Raw genomic sequence first — 17,837 nt, forward strand, 5'->3', positions numbered from 1 at the left:
GGTTAGCATGAACTGCCCGTAATACACAAACATGAAGCTCTTTTCGAACACCCGCGCCAAGCGCAACACCGCATTGATGGTGCTGTTGGTGTGGCTGTTTGCGCTGGCTTCAGGGGTCGCCAATGCCTGCCTGCTGGAGGCGCGCGGAACTCACTCCCACGCCGCTACGGCCGGATCCGCCGGGACCACGCATGCGCCCGCCATAGTGCCTGGTCATGCGGGAGCCATTGCCGACCACGACGATGACTCGCACACCCTCAGGGCACCGTGCCTGAAGGCCTGCGACGATGGCTTGCACTCTTTTCCCAAGCAGGATTTGACGGTCGCCCAGACCGATCCTGGCCCGGCGCCCCTGGTTGCGGTCCTCTGGACCGCAGCTACGCCCGTCGTCTCGTCATTCCGTCGAATGGACGACCGGCAGCAGCCCGTCACACCTGAGCTGCCCATCCGGGTCCGCTACTCGCGACTGGCACTCTAGCCGGCCGCTGACGCCCGGCCCGTCGTCTCGCACTCCCCGGTCTGCGTCCATTTCCCAGTCCAGATGGGCTTTGTGCCCAGGGACCGCAGTTCACTTGGGACATCACACCAGCGCCTTTGCGTCCCCTACACGTACCGTATTCCATATTCGTCAACCAACCAGGAGTCTGTCATGACCCATTTCCGATTTATCCCTCTTGCCCTTGCCCTCACCGCCGCCAGCACATTGATTGCCTGCAACACCGCCCCTGCGATGCCCATGGGCACAGCAGCAGCCAATAGCATGGCTACACCCGACCACATGGCCAAAATGGATGCGCAGATGAAGACCATGCAGGGCATGCACGAAAAGATGATGAATGCCAAGACCCCGGAAGAACGCAACAAACTGATGGCAGAGCACCTGAAGTCCATGCAAGGCGGCATGGCCATGATGGAAAGCATGGGCGGCGCGGGCATGGGCGATATGAAAGGTATGGGCGACATGAAAGGCATGCAGGGCATGACCGGCGAGATGGGCGCGCACCATCCGATGATGGAAAAACGCATGGAAATGATGCAGACCATGATGAAAATGATGATGGATCGGATGCCTGCCACGTCGACGAAGTAGCGGAGCTACTGCCATGGATGAAAGAGTATGAAACGCGCGATGCGATTCCGGATCGAGCTGGCTGGTGTCGATCAGGCAGCCGTTGACTTTTGAATCGTAAATTTTCAGGAGCCTGAATATGAACACTATCGATCTGGAAGTCCAGGGCATGAGCTGCGGCTCGTGCGTCAAACACGTCACGCAGGCACTGCAACCCCTATCCGGCGTTAGCGGTGTCGAGGTTGATCTTCAGTCTGGACATGTCAGGGTGAGCGGTGACCTGCCTCAAGGCGGCGATCCTCTTGTATCGGCCTTGACGGCTGCAGGCTATCCGGCAAAACTTTCCACTTCGGCTGCATCCATCCCGCAGCCGAAGCAATCGGGCGGCGGGTGCTGCTGTGGATGATCATGAAGCGGCAGGCAGCGGGAGCGCTGCTGTGCCCCGTGCGCAGGGGGCAATGGCGACTGAGCCGCAGTCCTTGAAAGACCCGGTTTGCGGCATGACGGTCACGGAGCAATCCGGGCACAAGCAGGCGCATGACGGACAGTTCTACTACTTCTGCAGCGCGCGCTGCAAAACCCGGTTCAGCGCGGATCCAGGTCAATTCACGGCCTCAAAACCGACGCCTGACCTAAACCAGCCAACTCAAGCGGGTGCGATCTACACCTGCCCCATGCACGCGCAAATACGCCAGGACCATCCCGGCAACTGCCCTATATGCGGCATGACGCTGGAGCTCCTGCTGCCCGAACTTGAAGAGGGCGAGAACAAGGAACTCGTCGATTTCCAGCGGCGCTTCTGGTGGACGCTGCCGTTGACCGTGGTGGTTGCTGTGATGGCGATGGTCGGCCACAGGCTGAACTGGTTTGACATGGCGACGCAAAGCTGGATAGAGTTGGCGCTGTCCTTGCCCGTCGTGCTGTGGGCGGGCTGGCCGTTCTTCTCGCGCGGCTGGCAGTCAATGCTGAATCGCAGCCCCAACATGTGGACCTTGATCAGTCTGGGCACTGGTGCCGCTTTTGTTTACAGCGTGGTGGCCACCGTTGCACCTCAAGTGTTTCCGGCCTCATTCGTTTCCATGGGTCGGGTTGCCGTGTATTTTGAAGCGGCCGTCGTGATCATCTCGCTCACCCTGCTGGGCCAGGTTCTTGAGCTCAAGGCCCGTTCGCAAACCTCGGCGGCGATCAGGTCTCTGCTGGGCCTTTCGCCCAAGACAGCCAGGCGCATCCGTGCCGATGGAAACGAAGAAGATGTGCCGCTGAACCAGGTCCATGTGGGCGACCTGCTGCGCGTCCGGCCGGGCGAAAAGGTGCCCGTGGATGGCATTGTTGTTGAAGGCGGCAGCGCGGTCGATGAATCCATGCTCACGGGCGAGCCCGTTCCGGTGAGCAAGCGCGCGGGGGACAAAGTGATAGGGGCCACGCTCAACACCAGCGGTGCGCTGGTGATGCGCTCGGAGCGGGTGGGCTCAGCCACGATGCTGGCGCAGATCGTGCAACTGGTGGCCCAGGCGCAGCGCTCCAAGGCCCCGATGCAGCGCATGGCCGACGTGGTGGCCGGCTACTTCGTCGTTACGGTGGTTGTCGTTGCTTTGCTGACCTTTTTGGGCTGGGGCTTGTTGGGACCAGAGCCCAGCTGGGTATACGGCCTGATCAACGCGGTGTCGGTCCTGATTATTGCCTGCCCGTGCGCGCTGGGACTGGCTACGCCGATGTCTATCATGGTCGCCACCGGTCGTGGTGCGACGCAGGGCGTGCTGTTCCGCGACGCGGCCGCCATCGAGAATTTGCGCAAAATCGACACCCTCGTCATAGACAAGACCGGCACCCTGACGGAAGGGCGGCCGGCGTTCGACCGCGCGGTTCCTGCGCCGGGTTTTGCGGCCGACGAAGTGCTGCGCCTGGCCGCGAGCCTGGACCAGGGCAGCGAGCACCCGCTGGCCGAGACCATCGTGCGCGCCGCCCGCGAGCGCGGCATGACCCTGGACAAGCCGGAGAACTTCGAGTCGGGTTCAGGTATCGGCGTGCGCGGGCAGGTCGCGGGGCGTCAGCTGGCGCTTGGAAATACCACGCTGATGCAGCAGATCGGCGTTTCGGTAGCTCCCTTGGTGCCACAGGCCGAAGCCTTGCGTACCGAAGGTGCCAGCGTGATGCATCTGGCGGTCGATGGTCAGCTAATCGGCCTGCTGGCCGTGTCCGATCCGGTCAAGCAAAGCACGCCCGAGGCTTTGGCCGCCCTGAAAGCGGCAGGGGTGCGCATTGTGATGGCCACGGGTGACGGCCTGACCACGGCAAAAGCCGTCGCTGCCCGCCTGGGCATCGACGAGGTGCATGGGGAGGTCAAGCCAGCCGACAAGCTTATCCTGATTGAGCGGTTGCAGAAGGAAGGACGCATCGTTGCGATGGCGGGGGATGGCATCAACGATGCGCCCGCGCTGGCCAAGGCAGACGTCGGAATCGCCATGGGCACCGGCACCGATGTGGCCATGAACAGTGCTCAGGTCACGCTGGTCAAGGGTGATTTGCGCGGGATCACCATCGCGCGTTCACTGTCGGAGGCCACGGTGGGCAATATGAAACAGAACCTGATGTTCGCCTTTTTGTACAACGCGTTGGGCATCCCCGTCGCCGCCGGCGTGTTGTATCCACTGACCGGCTGGCTGTTGTCGCCAATGATTGCTGCGCTGGCCATGAGCTTGAGCTCGGCGTCGGTGATTGGCAACGCCTTGCGTCTGCGAGGGAGCCGGGTACGGGCTGCAGGCTCAGGGCAAGAAGGCCGGCATGACCATTAGCCTGATCTCCCATGAAGAGGCCGAATGCTGAAGTAGGGCGTTTGGTCCAATCAGTAGACCTTGCAGCCATTTAAAAATGATAAACCAAAAACAGCCCATGCAAGTTCCTCCTCTGCGTTTGCCGCCGTCCGGCAAGCTGTTCGTCGTCTGCGGCCTCTGGCTTGTGGCGCTGGGCACCTACTTCCTGTTCCTTCGCCCCGCCTTTCTGCCCGAAGACCCGCGCTACATCGGCGCCTCGCTTGAAGCTATCCGGTCCGCCGCGCCTGGCCTGGAGCGTTGGCTCGGCCATGTGTTCAATGTGATGGGCGGGTTCATGGTCGCCACCGGCGCGATGACGGTGCTGGTGGCGTGCCACTCGCTCGCAAGACGTGAGCGTGGAACCTTGTTGGCCATGTCGGTGGCGGGTGCAGCCAGCGTGGCGCTGATGAGCGCAACGAACTTTTTGTTGTACTCGGACTTTCGCTGGCCGCTGTTGCTGCCTGCGCTGCTGTGGCTTGCCGGCCTGCTGTGCTACCTGCGGGAGAGCGCCGTCCCATCCGCGGTCGAGAGCCAGACGCCCAAGACTTGATCATGCCCAAGCGCGCCAACGCCGCCCCCGGCGGCTTGTACAGCGGAATTACCTGGCCGGCTGAATATCGGTCACAACAATCGCGCCATTGGCCTTCTCTGCCTTGAAGCGGATCTTGTCACCGGCCTTGACTTTGTCCAGCATGGCGGGATCCATGACCTGGAACACCATGGTCATGCCGGGCATGTCCAGGTTCTTGATTTCACCGTGCTTGATGGTGATCTTCTTGGTGGCCATGTCAACTTTGCGGATTTCGCCTTCGGCCATATCGGCAGGGGCCGCCGTAGCGGTTTCTTTCTTGGCATCGCCCGTGGCCATGGGCGCACCCGCGTGCGAGGCCGCATAGGCAGAGGTAGCGCCGGCCAGCATGGCCGTGAGAATCAACAGGGTTTTGAGGTTTTTCATGATGTTTGCTTTCAGGATTTGACAGAAGATTTCGAAGAAGGGGACTGGCTGTAGGACTGGTAAATACGCGAGCTGCCGTCCGTCAGTACCAACAGCACGTCGTAAGCGTCGCGGGTGTTGCCGACTTCCATGCCGGGTGAGCCCACCGGCATGCCGGGCACGGCAAGTCCGCGTGCCTTGGGCTTTTCACGCAGCAGGCGGCGCAGTTCCTGCGCCGGCACATGACCTTCAATCACGTAGTTGCCCAGGCTTGCTGTATGGCAGGAGCCGAATTTGGCCGGCAAACCGAGCTTCTGGCGGATGGGCGCGGTGTCGTTGACGTCGTGGGTTATGACTTCAAAACCGTTCTTGCGCAAATGCGCCACCCATTCATGGCAGCAGCCGCAGTCCGGGTTTTTCCAGACGGTGATGGGGGTCGGGTCTGTGCCTGCCCCTGCCAGCAGGGGATGCGCCAGCATGCTGGCGCCCAGCATGGCAAGCGGCGCGCGCAGTGCCGACCGGCGGGAAACGGTTTTAATGCTTGCGGTCGGCACGGCCATCTCCTTTTGCGGACGTCTTGTCGCCCGCGACAGTTACCAGGCCCTTCATGCCCGCGTCGTAGTGGCCAGGCTGCAGGCAGGCAAAGTCAACCTTGCCCGCCCTGGTGAACTGCCAGATGATCTCGCCACTCTTGCCCGGCGCGACGGTAACCATGTTGGCATCGGCGTGTTCCATCTCGGGATTTCTCTTCATCAGTTCGTAGTGGTCTTTCAGGTCTTTGGCGGTGCCCAGCACCATCTCGTGCTTGACCTGACCGGAGTTCTTGGCGACGAAGCGGATGGTTTCACCCTGCTTGACGCTGAAGATGGACGAGTGAAAGCGCATGTCGTCTTTCATGTCGACGACGACCGTGCGGGTGACTTTGGCGGCGACACCGGGCTTGCCAATGGCGGCATCGTCATGGCCGCCTGCGTGGTTGCCGGAGGCCAGGGCCGTCAGTGAGAGAAACAAGCCGGAGGCGGCGATCAGGAGGCTGCGAGATTTCATGAAATACCTTTCAAGGGTTGTGGGTGCTAACAAACTCATCAATGCTTCATGCTGCCCATGACGGGCTTGCGAATCTGAACTTCAATTTCTTTGGCGGGCATGTTCTGGGCCTTCATGGCGTGCCCGCCGCCGGCGCCAGCGCGTGCCGGGCTGGGCAATGCGCCTGTCCATTCGTAGGCCACCGTGCCTGCCGGGTGCTGGTACCAGCCGGGGTCCTTGTAGTCGCCGGGTTTCTGGTTTTTCCGCACCTTGACCATGCTGAACATGCCGCCCATTTCGACCGAGCCAAACGGGCCGGCGCCTGTCATCATTGGCGCGGTGTTGTCGGGCAGTGGCATCTCCATCTCGGCCATGTCGGCCATGCCGCGCTCGCCCATCACCATGTAGTCGGGAATCACGTTGGTGATGTCCTTCACGATTTTGCGGTGATCGACGCCAATCAGGGTGGGCACGTCATGGCCCATGGCGTTCATGGTGTGGTGGCTCTTGTGGCAGTGAAAAGCCCAGTCGCCTTCCTCGTCGGCCACGAACTCGATCTGCCGCATCTGGCCCACCGCCACATCGGTGGTCACCTCGGGCCAGCGGCTTGATCTGGATGTTGGGCCGCCGTCGGTGCCAGTCACGGCAAATTCATGGCCATGGATATGAATCGGGTGGTTGGTCATGGTCAGGTTGCCCATGCGGATGCGCACCCTGTCGTTCTTGCGCACCACCAGCGGGTCAATGCCGGGGAAGACCCGGCTGTTCCAGCTCCACAGGTTGAAGTCGAGCATGGTCATGATCTTGGGCGTGTAAGCACCGGGGTCAATGTCATAGGCGTTGAGCAGGAAGACGAAATCACGGTTGACCTCGTCAATCAGCGGGTGTTTTGTTTTGGGGTGCGTGATCCAGAAACCCATCATGCCCATGGCCATCTGCGTCATCTCGTCGGCATGCGGGTGATACATAAAGGTGCCGGGACGGCGCGCCACAAACTCATAGACAAAGGTCTTGCCGGGGGCAATCGCTTTTTGCGTCAGACCCGACACGCCGTCCATGCCGTTGGGCAGGCGCTGGCCGTGCCAGTGCACGCTGGTGTGCTCGGGCAGCTTGTTGGTGACAAAAATGCGCACCCGGTCGCCTTCGACCACCTCGATCGTGGGGCCGGGGCTCTGGCCGTTGTAACCCCACAGATGCGCCTTGAAGCCCGGGGACATCTCGCGCACCACCGGTTCGGCCACCAGGTGAAACTCTTTCACGCCGTTGTTCATGCGCCAGGGCAGGGTCCAGCCGTTGAGGGTGACCACCGGGTTGTAGGGGCGGCCGCTGCCAGGCAGCAGCGGCGGCATGGTGTCGGGCGAGGCCTGCAGCACCGGTTCGGGCAAGGCGGCCATGGCGACGCGGCTGACCGCTGTGGCGGCCACAGCGGTCGTGATGGCGCCGGCGCCGGTCAAAAATTTTCTTCGGTTGGTCATGATTTTTTCTAAAGAGGTGGGGCGCTCAGTGAGCCGCCGCATCGGCAGGAACGCCCGCCATTGGCGCGGCCATCAGCAGGGCGGTCGGCTTGCCGGTGATGGAGGCGGCCAGTGCGGCGTCGGCCAGCCAGAACTGCTGGTAGGCGTTGATGGCAGCAGTAACGCTGGAGATCTGGTCGCGGTTGTCGGCCAGCAGCTCGAACACCCCAATCAGCATGCCGTTGTAGCGAAGTACGTTTTCTTCGGCCATGGTTTTGCGCAGCGGCACGATTTCATCGCGGTAATGCCGGGCCACGTCGTAGGAGGTGCGGTAGGCCGAATAGCTTTCGCGCAGCTGCGACGAAGCGCCGCGCACCGTGCTTTCATAGCGGCTGGCGGCCGCCAGCGACTGGGCGTTCATCGTGTCACGCTGGGCGCTGCCCCAGTCAAAAATCGGCAGGCGAATGCCCAGTTCATAGCCTTTGCGCGGTGTGCTGGTGCTTGGACCACCCGTTGAGGCGTTGTCGAAAACCGTGTCGCGGCGAATGCCCAGCTCCACATCCACCAGGCTGGTGATCAGGTTCAGGCCCTGGGATTTGCCGGCAATGTCGAGTTGATGGCGCGCCAACTGCACATCCAGCCGCTGTTCCGTCGCGCTGGCACTGACCACGTTGGCCGCTCGTGCTTCCTTGGGCAAGTCGGGCAGGCGCTCCGGCAGCTTGAGTTGCGCGGCCTGCGCGTCGGTCAAACCTAGCTGGCGCGTCAGTTCTTCACGCGCGGCGGTGGCCGCATGCTGGCTGGCGGCCAGCTGCGCCGTTGCATCCGCATAAAAGACCTGCTGACGGGCCCGCTGCAACTTGTTGAAATTGCCCACCTGCTGCATGCGCCGGGCCAGTTCTGCGCTGGCTTGCGCCGTGCGGTTGACCTGGTCTGCGTATTGCAGGCTCTGCTGCGCCGCCACGGCGCGCACCCAGGCCTGGCGTACCTGGGTCACCCGCTCAATCACACTGGCGCTGAGCTGCACCTTGGCTTGCGCCACCCGGCCCTGCGCTATTGCCTGGCGCCGCGGCAGCGTGAGCAGATCCATCAGGCCGAAGGACAGCAGCCGGCCCAGCTCCAGCTCGCTGCCAAAGGTGGTCCGCTCGAAGGTGAAGAGCGGATTGGCCAGGCGGCCGGCCTGGGTCGCCTGTGCCATGTCGGCCCAGCTTTGGGCCAGCAGGCTTTGCAGCGCCGGGCTGTTGGCCAAAGCCAGTTGCACCGCGTCGTCCATGGCCAGCGGTTTGGCCAGCAGCTCGCTGCTCAGTTGGTTGCGCGCCTGTTGCTGCTGGGGGGTGCGGCTGAGCACCAGCTGGCCCTGGGTAAAGCTGTTGGTGGTGGTGTTGGCATCAAGCAGCGCCTCGTCGATATTCACCGACGCGCAGCCGGCCAGCACCAGGCTGGCCGTGGCCAGCGCGCTGAGGCGAAAAAGGGTTGTCATGGTGGTGGCATTCACGGTTTGGCATGCCCGGCGTGCGGGTCGGGCTTGGCGCTGGCCGCAGCGGGTGCAGCAGTGGTGGTGGATGCAGCGGATGCAGCGTCGCCCTTGTCGGGCTGCTGCGCCTGTTTGGCGTATTCGCGCCAGCCGCCGATGCGGCCCACGCCGTCATTGGCTTCTTTCCAGTCGACGGTTTTTTCCTCGGTATAGGACTGGTAGCCCTCAAGCGCCGAGTGGAAAGCCGGGGGCGCGGAGGCCTGGGCCGAGGCCGGGCCAGCCCACAGCGGCATGAGCAACGCTGCGGCGCAGGCGAGGGCAGATGATTTACAACATTGACGAATAGTCACAAAAACTCCTGAAATACGAGCGCGGCGATGGGTGAAATCGCGGTTGTCGCGGCTTGATAGGACCGTTAGGGCCGAGCCGGACGCAAGTACAGACCCAGTACGGGCCTGGGAGTCAGGAAATGGGCGGTTTTTGGCGCAGTGCGGTGTCGGCACTGGCAAATTGCGCTGTCAGCGAATGCTGCGGCGCAAGCGGGACGACCACCGGCTTCAGGGTGGCCGGCGTCGAGGAAAGCGCCACGGTGTGGCAGGCCTGGCAGTTGGGGCAGGACTCGCACTGGCCGTCGGTGGACGCGGAACTTTCATCCTGGCTGGCCTGTGGGGCGCCGCCGCAGTCATGCACGCCGTGGCCGGCCTGGGCCGTCGTTTGATGATGAAAATGGCTGCTGGCCCACGATTCATGCGCGTGAGAAGCTACTGTTTTGATAGCAACGTGCGGCTGCCGCAGATCTGCCGTGGCCATGCTGGTCGCCATGGCATCGCCGGCCCAGCCGCGCAGGGGCAGCAGGGCGATCATGAGGAGGACGAACAGGTAACGCACTGGTTAATGATAAATGATGCGGCGGAAAGTTCCGTTCGACTCAGGTTTTAACCGGTTTAAGTTCATGGCGCGCCTGTCGCAGCACGCTCCAGCCGCTGGTCACGGCCAGCGTGCCCATGACGGCGGCCACCGCCAGGTCGGGCCAGGCGGTGCCGGTGCCAAACACGCCCAGCGCGGCCAGCATCACCGCTATGTTGCCCAGCGCGTCGTTGCGGGTGCAGAGCCAGACACCGCGCATATTGGCATCGCCTTCACGCCAGGCGTACAGCGTGACCGCCACGCCGCCATTGGCCAGCAGCGCCAGCAGGCCAATACTGCCCATGGTGAAAGCCTCGGGCGTGCCGCCCTGGGTCGCCATCCAGAGCGCCCGGGCCACCACAAACAGGCCAAAGACCAGCATGCTGGCGCTTTTGAGCAGGGCGGCACGGGCGCGCCAGACCACGCCGCTGGCCAGCACCGCCAGTGTCACCGCGTAGTTGGCCGAATCGCCAAAGAAGTCAATCGCATCGGCCAGCAGCGACACCGAGCCCGAACGCAGCCCGGCGCCGACCTCGACCCCAAACATGAGCAGGTTGACGGCCAGCGCAATCCAGAGAACCTTGCGGTAGCGCGGGTTGCTGGCGCCGGTGCCGGCGGCAGGGTGGTGGTGATGGTCGCAGTGGGCTGACATGGTGGCGAATCCCGGTTTCTGGCTTTGATGGCATGATTGGAAAGCTTGAAGCCACTTGAAGGTCAAGCGCGGGCCGGCAATAACCCGGCCACTGGCCGGGTGAACCGCCAAATGCGCTGCGCGGGCCCATGGTGGCGACCTTGACGCGAAAGGATTTTGAACATGCGATGGACGCACTGGCAGCCTGGGGTGCTGGCCGCGCTGGCCTCGGCGTTTTTGTTTGGCGCCGGCACGCCGCTGGCCAAATGGCTGCTTGACCAGCTGAACCCGTGGATGCTGGCCGGGCTGTTGTACCTGGGTTCGGGGCTGGGGCTGGCGCTGTACCGCTGGTTGCGCGGGACCGGCACGCCGCGCCTGAACCCCGGTGAAATGAAATGGCTGGTGGCGGCCGTGCTGTGCGGTGGCGGCATCGCGCCGGTGCTGTTGATGTACGGCCTGTCGGCGATGCCGGCCAGCCACGCGGCCCTGCTGCTCAATGCCGAGGCGGTGCTGACGGCGCTGCTGGCCTGGCTGGTGTTCAAGGAAAATTTTGACAGCCGCATTGCCGCCGGCATGGCCGCGATTGTCGCCGGCGCGCTGCTGCTGAGCTGGCCGGCCAATGACCTGCCGGCGGGCACGCTGGTGCGCTCGCTGTGGCCGGCGCTGGCCGTGCTGCTGGCCTGCCTGTTCTGGGCGCTGGACAACAACTTCACGCGCAAGGTGGCGCTGACCGATGCCTCCTGGATTGCCTGCGTCAAGGGGCTGGCGGCCGGTGCCACCAATCTGCTGCTGGCCTTCATGCTGGGCGCGGTGCTGCCGGGCGTGGCCAAAATCGCGGCGGCGCTGCTGGTGGGTTTTCTGGCCTACGGCGTCAGCCTGGCGCTGTTCGTGCTGGCGCTGCGGCACCTCGGCGCGTCGCGCACCGGCGCCTATTTTTCAAGCTCGCCGTTTGTGGGCGCGCTGTTTTCGATGGTCTTTTTTGCCGAGCCTGCCAGCTGGCAACTGCTGGTGGCGGCCGGCCTGATGGGCCTGGGCATCTGGCTGCACCTGACCGAACACCATGCGCACGGGCATCGGCATGAAGCGCTGGAGCATGAACACCCGCATACCCATGACGAGCACCACGCGCACCGGCATGAGACCGCGGTTGCCGGGCCGCATTCGCATCGCCACCGCCACGAACCACTCGAGCACAGCCATGCCCACTACCCCGACGCCCACCACCGCCACCCGCACTGAGCGGGCCGGGGTGCCTGCCGGCTCCGCGCCCTGCCACATCAGCGAGGCCGCGCGACTGAGCGGTGTTTCGACCGCCAACATCCGGTTTTACGAGAAGGAAAAGCTGCTCAGCCCCCACGGAAGGGGCGAGAACAGCTATCGTTTTTATAGCGATGGCGATGTGCACCAGCTGCGTTTCATCCGGCTGTGCCGCGCCATGGACATGTCGCTCGACGAGGTGCGTACCCTGCTGGCGCTGGACCTGACGCGCAAAGCCGACTGCGACGCGGCGCGTGACGCGCTGGACGGCCATCTGGCCCATGTGCGCGCGCGGCTGGCGGAACTGAAGGTGCTGGAAAAAGACCTGAAGGCGCTGCGCAATCGCTGCGACGGCACCGATGCGCACTGCCACATCATCGAGGCGCTGCATCAGCAGGCTGACGCGCTGCCGGCGCTGGCCAGGCCGGGCATTTCGGCGAAACGCCACGTTTGAAGCCCGGGCAAGGCGCCCATCACCGTTGAATGACGGCCTCTTTCCTGTCCATTTCCTAGTCGAGCCTGGCGCCGGAGGCCTTCACCGCCCTGGCCCAGCGCGGCATTTCGGCGGCCAGAAACGCGGCAAATTCGTCGCTGCCCAGAAAGGCCGGGTCGGCGCCCTGCGCCACCATGCGGCTGCGAATCTCGGGACTGGCCAGCACCTGCTTGAAGGCGTCGCTTAGCTTGGCGGTGATGTCCCTGGGCAGGCCCGCGGGCGCCAGGAAGCCGTAAAAACCGACCACCTCGAAGTCCTTGATGCCCGACTCGATCACGGTGGGTACATCAGGCAGGGCCGGGTTGCGCTCCTTGCTGGTCACGGCCAGCGCCCGCACCAAGCCTCGCTTGTGGTAGTTGGCCGCCTGCGGAATCGACTCGCCCATGAACTGCACCTGGCCGGCCATCAGGTCGGTAAAGGCCGGCGCGCTGCCGCGGTAGGGAATGTGCACCATGAACAGGCCGGTGGCATTCTTGAACATCTCGGGCACCAGGTGGCTGATGCCGCCGTTGCCGGCCGAACCGTAGTTGACCTGGCCGGGCCGGGCCCGCGCGTAGTCGACAAATTCCTTCAGCGTGCTGACCGGCAGCCTGGGGTTGACCAGCAGCGCCAGCGGCTGCATGGCGGTGCGGGCAATTGGGGTGAAGTCTTTCAGTGTGCCGTAGGGCAGCTTGCTGTAGAGCGCCGGGTTGATCACCATCACGCCGGTGTTGGCCAGCATCAGGGTGTAGCCGTCGGGCGCGGCCTTCATCACGTCCTGTGCCCCCACGGTGCCGCCCGCGCCCGACTTGTAGTCAATGACAATGGGCTGGCCCAGCACCGTCTGCAGACGCTCGGTCAGCAGCCGGGCATGCTGGTCCAGCGGCCCGCCGGCCGGAAAGCCGATGACGACGCGGATCGGCTTGTCAGGGAAGGCGGCCAGGGCCGAGGGGCTGGCCAGCGCGCTGGCGGCCAGCAGGGCGGCTGTCAGCAGCGCCTTGCGGGGCAGGGCGGCCAGCATGGAGAAAACAGGGCGGTTGCGCATCGTGTTTTTCGGGTGTTTGAGGGTGATCGGCTGGCTCATCATAGTCAGTGCGGGTCGCTCAAGTGACACGCTTTTATCAGGAGCTTCCCCGATGTGGGCGGCACCGACCCGGCGTAGGCTGTGGGGTGTCCAGTCCTACCCGGAGCCTTCATTGACCCCCCCTGTCCCCACCGGCCTTCATGACCTGCATGCCAAAGTCTGGCCCAAACGCCTGCCGCGCCGTATCACGCCGCCCGCCACCTCTTTGTGGCACAACCTGGCGGTCAGCAGCCTGCGGTTTCCTGACAAGCCGGCGCTGGTGTTTTTTGACCAGGTGCTGAGCTACCGCGACCTGATGCAGCAGGCCGAGCGGCTGGCCGCCACGCTGTGCCGGCTGGGCGTCAGAAAGGGCGACCGCGTGCTGCTCAACATGCAGAACTGCCCGCAGTGGGTGATTGCGCACTTTGCCATTTTGCGGGCCAATGCCGTGGTGGTGCCGGTTAACCCGATGAACCGAGCCGAAGAGCTCAAGCACTACATCACCGACCCCGACGCCAAAGTCGCCATCACCTCGGCGGACCTGGCCCCCGAACTGGCCAAAGCCAGCGCCCAGCTGGCGCCCGCAGAGCGGCTGGCCCATCTGATCGTGACGCACTACAGCGATGCCTTTGATGTGACCGCCAGCCTCGAAGGCGGCACGATGCCCGAGGCCTGGCGCGACTGGCTGGGCACTGAGCACGCCTTGCCCGAACTGGAAGGGGGTTCGGTCATGCGCTGGCCCGATGCGCTGGCGGGCGCGTCAGGAGGTAGCGCCGACGATTTGCCCGCGCACACCGCCACGCCGCAAGACCTGGCGGTGCTGCCCTACACCAGCGGCACCACCGGCCTGCCCAAAGGCTGCATGCATACGCATGCCAGCCTCATGCACAACGCCGTCGGCAGCTGCCTGTGGGGCAACAGCACGTTCGAGAACGTGGTGCTGTCGGTGGTGCCGATGTTTCACATCACCGGCATGGTGTCGGTTATGCATGCGGCGATTTATGGCGGCGCCACCCTGGTCGTCATGCCGCGCTGGGACCGCGAACTGGCCGGCCGGCTGATCTCGCGCTGGCGCGTGACGCACTGGACCAACATCCCGACCATGGTGATTGACCTTTTGGCCAGCCCGAATTTTGCAGATTTCGACTTGAGCAGTCTGGTCTACATCGGCGGTGGCGGCGCGGCCATGCCGCAGGCCGTGGCCCAGCGCCTGTGGGAGCAGTACGGCCTGCGCTTTGCCGAAGGCTATGGCCTGACGGAAACTGCGGCGCCGTCGCACAGCAACCCGCCCGACGCGACCAAGCAGCAGTGCCTGGGCGTGCCCTTTTTAAGCACCGAGGCCCGCGTGATCGACCCGCTGACGCTGCAGGAGATGCCGCAGGGCGAGCAGGGCGAGATCATCATGTGCGGGCCACAGAATTTTCAGGGCTACTGGAAGCGGCCCGACGCCACCGCAGACGCCTTCATCGAGCTCGACGGCAAGCGCTTTTTCCGCTCGGGCGACCTGGGCCACGTCGATGAAGAAGGGTATTTTTTCCTCACCGACCGGCTCAAACGCATGATCAACGCCTCGGGCTTCAAGGTCTGGCCGGCGGAAGTCGAGGCGCTGATGTTCAAGCACCCGGCGATTCAGGAAGCCTGCATCATTTCAACGCGTGACGCCTACCGCGGCGAGTCGGTCAAGGCGGTGGTGGTGCTGCGGGCCGATGCCAAAGGCAAAACCACCGAAGACGACATCATCAACTGGTGCAAGGACCACATGGCGGCCTACAAGTACCCGCGCCTGGTGCAGTTTGTTGATGCGCTGCCCAAAAGCGGGTCGGGCAAGGTGATGTGGCGCACGCTGCAGGAAGCGGAGGCGGGCAAGGCCTGAGCCGCGTTTTTCGAGGCGGTTTACTGATAAAAATGACCGGTAGCCCTTATGGAACGAGTGCTTACAGCTATTAAAAACATAGCATCTGCCGACGGCGGAAAATCCCGGATCAAACCCCCGCCGTCAGCCGGCGCGGCGTGATCTCCACCGACCCGGTGGCCGTGCTCATCCAGACCGTGCCGTCCTGCACCGTCACCTGCAGCTGCATGCTGCGCTCGGCCAGTTTGGCCAGGGCCTGGCTTTGCGCGGCCTCGATCTGCCACACCACCAGATTGCTGGCACGCGTCAGCTTGCTTTCAATGCCTTTCCACCAGACCGGCGTGCTGCTGGAAAAGCTGTACACCGTGACGCGTTCGGCGCGGCCGGCCGCGCGCATCAGGCGTTTGTCGTCGGGCTGGCCGACATCGATCCAGTGCCGTATCGACTCGGTGTAGTCCTTGTGCCACAGGGCCGGCTCGTCCACGTCCCACAGGTCCTTGGCAAATTCCAGCTTGCCCTGCTTGTCATCGGCCGGCACATGCAGCGCAAACGCCAGCAGCCGGATCATCATGCGTTCATCGGCCTCGGACGGATGGCGCGCAATGATGACATTGTGGTCGGCATAGACGCCGCGGTCCATGTCGGTGAGCTGCAGCTGGGCTTTGTAGATGGTGGCTTTGAGTGCCATGGCAGGTTGCTTCTTTGATTCTTGGTAGGGGAGGGCGTCAGTGCTGTATTGGAACAGAGCTTTGCGCGTCAGCAGGGTCTATGCGCTCTGGCTATAGTTTGGAGATGCTCAAATTGTCCGTTCTTGATCAGTCGGTTGCCGTTTCCGGCCGCAGCGAAGATGCCTCCATCCGCGAAACGCTGGCGCTGGCGCAGCACTGCGAGGCACTGGGCTATCACCGCTTCTGGGTCAGCGAACACCACAGCCACCCCAGCATCGTTGGCTCGGCCCCCGAGGTGCTGATGGCGGCGATTGCGGCCACCACGCAGCGCATCCGTGTCGGCAGTGCCGGGGTGATGCTGCCACATTATTCGGCGCTCAAGGTGGCTGAACAGTTCCGGGTGCTCGAAGCGCTGGCGCCTGGCCGGATTGACCTGGGCGTGGGGCGGGCGCCGGGTTCGGACATGCGCACCGCCCGGCTGCTCAGCAGCGACCCGAACCAGGCCGCCGAAAACTTTCCGCTGCAGGTACGCGAGCTGCAATCGTGGGTGTCGGGTATTGACCTGCCTGAAGGCCACGCCGGCCAAGGCGTGAGCGCCAACCCGACCGGCCCGACCAGCCCCGAGCTGTGGATGCTGGGCAGCTCCAGCTACGGCGCGCAGCTGGCCGCGCACTATGGCCTGCCCTATGCGTTTGCGCACTTCATCACCGACGGGCAGGGCGCAGCGCAGGCGATCGATCTGTACCGCCAGATGTACCGGCCCAGCCCACGCCATCCCGCGCCGCAGGCCGTCATCTGCGTGTGGGCGCTGGCGGCCGACACCGAAGCCCAGGCCTGGCACTATTTTTCGGGCCGCGAGCGCTGGAAAATCGACCGCAGCAAAGGCGCGCTGGGGCCGCTGCCGTCACCGGCTGAAGTGGCTGCGCGGCCTTACAGCGCGGCCGAGCAGATCGAGGTCGACCAGCTGCGGGCCGCGGCCCTGGTCGGCAGCGCGCCTCAGGTGGCCGACAAGCTGCGCGCGCTGGCTCATACTCTGCAACTGGACGAGTTGGTGGTGATTACCTGGACGCACGATCCCGAGGCCCGCAGGCGATCGTATGAACTGCTCGCCGGTGAATTCTTTTGACGCAATACTTTTCAGCTTCGTTCGATCACAAAACCTGATAGAGACAACCCAAGGACTTCCCATGACGACCCCGCTCTTTAGCGCCACCATTGCCGGCAGCCTGCCCAAACCGGCCTGGCTGTCTGAAACCAACAAGCTCTGGCCGCAGTGGAAGGCCGAGGGCGCCGAACTGCAGCAGGCCAAGCTTGATGCCACCCTGCTCTGGATCAAGGCGCAGGAAGACGCCGGGCTGGACGTGATTGGCGACGGTGAGCAGTCGCGCCAGCACTTTGTGCATGGCTTTCTGGAGCAGGTCGAGGGCATCGACTTTGATCACAAGATCAAGATGGGCATACGCAACAACCGCTACGACGCCATGGTGCCGCAGGTGGTGGCCCCGCTGCGCCTGAAGGGGCGCGTGCATGCGGCCGAGGCCCGGCTGCTGCGCGCGCACACGGCCAAAAAAATCAAGTTCACCCTGCCCGGCCCGATGACGATAGTCGACACCGTGGCCGACCAGTTTTACGGCGACAAGGTCAAAATGGCCATGGCCTTTGCCGAACTGCTGAACCAGGAAGCGCTGGCCCTGCAGGCCGATGGCGTGGACATCATCCAGTTTGACGAACCGGCCTTCAATGTCTACATGAAAGAAGCGGCCGACTGGGGCGTGAAGGCGCTGGAGCGCGCGGCCCAGGGCCTGAGCTGCACCACCGCCGTGCACATCTGCTATGGCTACGGCATCAAGGCCAACACCGACTGGAAGGCCTCGCTCGGTGAGGAATGGCGCCAGTACGAGGAAATTTTTCCGGCGCTGGCCAAAAGCAGCATCCAGCAGGTCAGCCTGGAGTGCTACCACTCGCATGTGCCGCCGCACCTGATGGCGCTGCTCGAAGGCAAAGACGTGATGGTGGGCGTGATCGATGTGGCCAGCGACGAGATTGAAACGCCCGAACAGGTGGCCGACACCATTGGCAAGGCGCTGCAGTACGTGCCCAAAAACCGCCTGCTGCCCTGCACCAACTGCGGTCTGGCGCCGATGGACCGGGCCGTCGCGCTGAAAAAGCTCCAGGCGCTGGCCCAGGGCGCGGCGCTGGCGCGCGAACGTTACCAGTGAGACCC

At 63.9% G+C, this 17,837-nt stretch carries 20 protein-coding genes; 10 read left to right on the forward strand and 10 right to left on the reverse strand.

All coding sequences use genetic code 11. The annotated features are described in order from the left end of the window. Positions 1–31: 31 nt before the first annotated feature. The 5 genes from RMO23_RS02880 to RMO23_RS02900 all read left to right on the forward strand — a co-directional run bounded on the left by RMO23_RS02880 (position 32) and on the right by RMO23_RS02900 (position 4,429). Entirely contained in the window at positions 32–478 is a 447-nt protein-coding gene (locus RMO23_RS02880; RefSeq protein ID WP_309678591.1) for a hypothetical protein, read from the forward strand. Positions 479–649: 171 nt separating this feature from the next. Further along, positions 650–1,090: a hypothetical protein gene (locus RMO23_RS02885; protein WP_309678592.1), complete on the forward strand. Its 441-nt coding sequence runs from the start codon at positions 650–652 to the stop codon at positions 1,088–1,090. A 118-nt stretch (positions 1,091–1,208) separates the two neighbouring features. Continuing rightward, entirely contained in the window at positions 1,209–1,475 is a 267-nt protein-coding gene (locus RMO23_RS02890) for a heavy metal-associated domain-containing protein (RefSeq protein WP_309678593.1), read from the forward strand. A 52-nt stretch (positions 1,476–1,527) separates the two neighbouring features. Beyond that, entirely contained in the window at positions 1,528–3,861 is a 2,334-nt protein-coding gene (locus RMO23_RS02895) for a heavy metal translocating P-type ATPase (RefSeq protein WP_309678594.1), read from the forward strand. A 97-nt stretch (positions 3,862–3,958) separates the two neighbouring features. Beyond that, positions 3,959–4,429 (forward strand): hypothetical protein, encoded by a 471-nt coding sequence (locus RMO23_RS02900; protein ID WP_309678595.1) that lies wholly within the window; start codon positions 3,959–3,961, stop codon positions 4,427–4,429. Between the two features lie 48 nt (positions 4,430–4,477). On the opposite strand, the gene RMO23_RS02905 is transcribed toward RMO23_RS02900, so the two are convergent. From RMO23_RS02905 to RMO23_RS02940, 8 genes are all read right to left on the reverse strand, one after another. Then, positions 4,478–4,834 carry a copper-binding protein gene (locus RMO23_RS02905; RefSeq protein WP_309678596.1) on the reverse strand — a complete coding sequence of 119 codons (357 nt, stop codon included), beginning with the start codon at positions 4,832–4,834 and terminating at the stop codon, positions 4,478–4,480. Between the two features lie 11 nt (positions 4,835–4,845). Continuing rightward, the gene (locus tag RMO23_RS02910) at positions 4,846–5,307 is read right to left on the reverse strand and encodes a DUF411 domain-containing protein (RefSeq protein ID WP_309678628.1); all 462 of its coding nucleotides are present in this window, start codon (positions 5,305–5,307) and stop codon (positions 4,846–4,848) included. 40 nt (positions 5,308–5,347) lie between these two features. Beyond that, the gene (locus RMO23_RS02915) at positions 5,348–5,860 is read right to left on the reverse strand and encodes a cupredoxin family protein (protein WP_309678597.1); all 513 of its coding nucleotides are present in this window, start codon (positions 5,858–5,860) and stop codon (positions 5,348–5,350) included. A gap of 38 nt (positions 5,861–5,898) precedes the next feature. Next, a complete protein-coding gene (locus RMO23_RS02920; RefSeq protein ID WP_309678598.1) occupies positions 5,899–7,314 on the reverse strand; it encodes a copper oxidase in 1,416 nt (471 codons plus the stop codon). Positions 7,315–7,339: 25 nt separating this feature from the next. After that, positions 7,340–8,770: a TolC family protein gene (locus RMO23_RS02925; protein WP_309678599.1), complete on the reverse strand. Its 1,431-nt coding sequence runs from the start codon at positions 8,768–8,770 to the stop codon at positions 7,340–7,342. A gap of 11 nt (positions 8,771–8,781) precedes the next feature. Next, positions 8,782–9,057, reverse strand: coding sequence for a hypothetical protein (locus RMO23_RS02930; RefSeq protein ID WP_309678600.1), 276 nt, complete (start codon positions 9,055–9,057; stop codon positions 8,782–8,784). A 169-nt stretch (positions 9,058–9,226) separates the two neighbouring features. Further along, the gene (locus RMO23_RS02935; protein ID WP_309678601.1) at positions 9,227–9,652 is read right to left on the reverse strand and encodes a hypothetical protein; all 426 of its coding nucleotides are present in this window, start codon (positions 9,650–9,652) and stop codon (positions 9,227–9,229) included. Positions 9,653–9,692: 40 nt separating this feature from the next. Continuing rightward, positions 9,693–10,322, reverse strand: coding sequence for a cation transporter (locus RMO23_RS02940; RefSeq protein ID WP_309678602.1), 630 nt, complete (start codon positions 10,320–10,322; stop codon positions 9,693–9,695). Positions 10,323–10,484: 162 nt separating this feature from the next. Between RMO23_RS02940 and RMO23_RS02945 the strand changes: the two genes are divergently transcribed. Together RMO23_RS02945 and RMO23_RS02950 are read left to right on the forward strand one after the other, a co-directional pair. Next, entirely contained in the window at positions 10,485–11,540 is a 1,056-nt protein-coding gene (locus RMO23_RS02945) for an EamA family transporter (protein ID WP_309678603.1), read from the forward strand. Further along, complete coding sequence (locus RMO23_RS02950; protein ID WP_309678604.1) at positions 11,500–12,012, forward strand: Cd(II)/Pb(II)-responsive transcriptional regulator; 513 nt, start codon at positions 11,500–11,502, stop codon at positions 12,010–12,012. The genes RMO23_RS02945 and RMO23_RS02950 overlap by 41 nt, the downstream gene beginning before the upstream one ends. A 55-nt stretch (positions 12,013–12,067) precedes the next feature. Here the strand turns inward: RMO23_RS02950 and RMO23_RS02955 are convergent, their stop codons facing one another. After that, the gene (locus RMO23_RS02955) at positions 12,068–13,051 is read right to left on the reverse strand and encodes a Bug family tripartite tricarboxylate transporter substrate binding protein (protein ID WP_405041555.1); all 984 of its coding nucleotides are present in this window, start codon (positions 13,049–13,051) and stop codon (positions 12,068–12,070) included. A gap of 175 nt (positions 13,052–13,226) precedes the next feature. Here RMO23_RS02955 and RMO23_RS02960 point away from each other — a divergent pair, with 175 nt between their 5' ends. Then, on the forward strand, positions 13,227–14,966 hold the full coding sequence (locus RMO23_RS02960; protein WP_309678605.1) for a long-chain fatty acid--CoA ligase: 1,740 nt from the start codon (positions 13,227–13,229) through the stop codon (positions 14,964–14,966). Positions 14,967–15,075: 109 nt separating this feature from the next. Here RMO23_RS02960 and RMO23_RS02965 read toward each other — a convergent pair whose 3' ends face one another. Continuing rightward, complete coding sequence (locus RMO23_RS02965) at positions 15,076–15,633, reverse strand: YaeQ family protein (protein ID WP_309678606.1); 558 nt, start codon at positions 15,631–15,633, stop codon at positions 15,076–15,078. 104 nt (positions 15,634–15,737) lie between these two features. Here RMO23_RS02965 and RMO23_RS02970 point away from each other — a divergent pair, with 104 nt between their 5' ends. Both RMO23_RS02970 and RMO23_RS02975 read left to right on the forward strand, forming a co-directional pair. Beyond that, positions 15,738–16,739, forward strand: coding sequence for an LLM class flavin-dependent oxidoreductase (locus RMO23_RS02970; RefSeq protein ID WP_309678607.1), 1,002 nt, complete (start codon positions 15,738–15,740; stop codon positions 16,737–16,739). A gap of 61 nt (positions 16,740–16,800) precedes the next feature. Further along, positions 16,801–17,832, forward strand: coding sequence for a methionine synthase (locus tag RMO23_RS02975; protein ID WP_309678608.1), 1,032 nt, complete (start codon positions 16,801–16,803; stop codon positions 17,830–17,832). The last annotated feature ends 5 nt before the right edge of the window (positions 17,833–17,837 follow it).

The organism is Polaromonas sp., assembly GCF_031411155.1.
GTDB lineage: Bacteria > Pseudomonadota > Gammaproteobacteria > Burkholderiales > Burkholderiaceae_C > Polaromonas.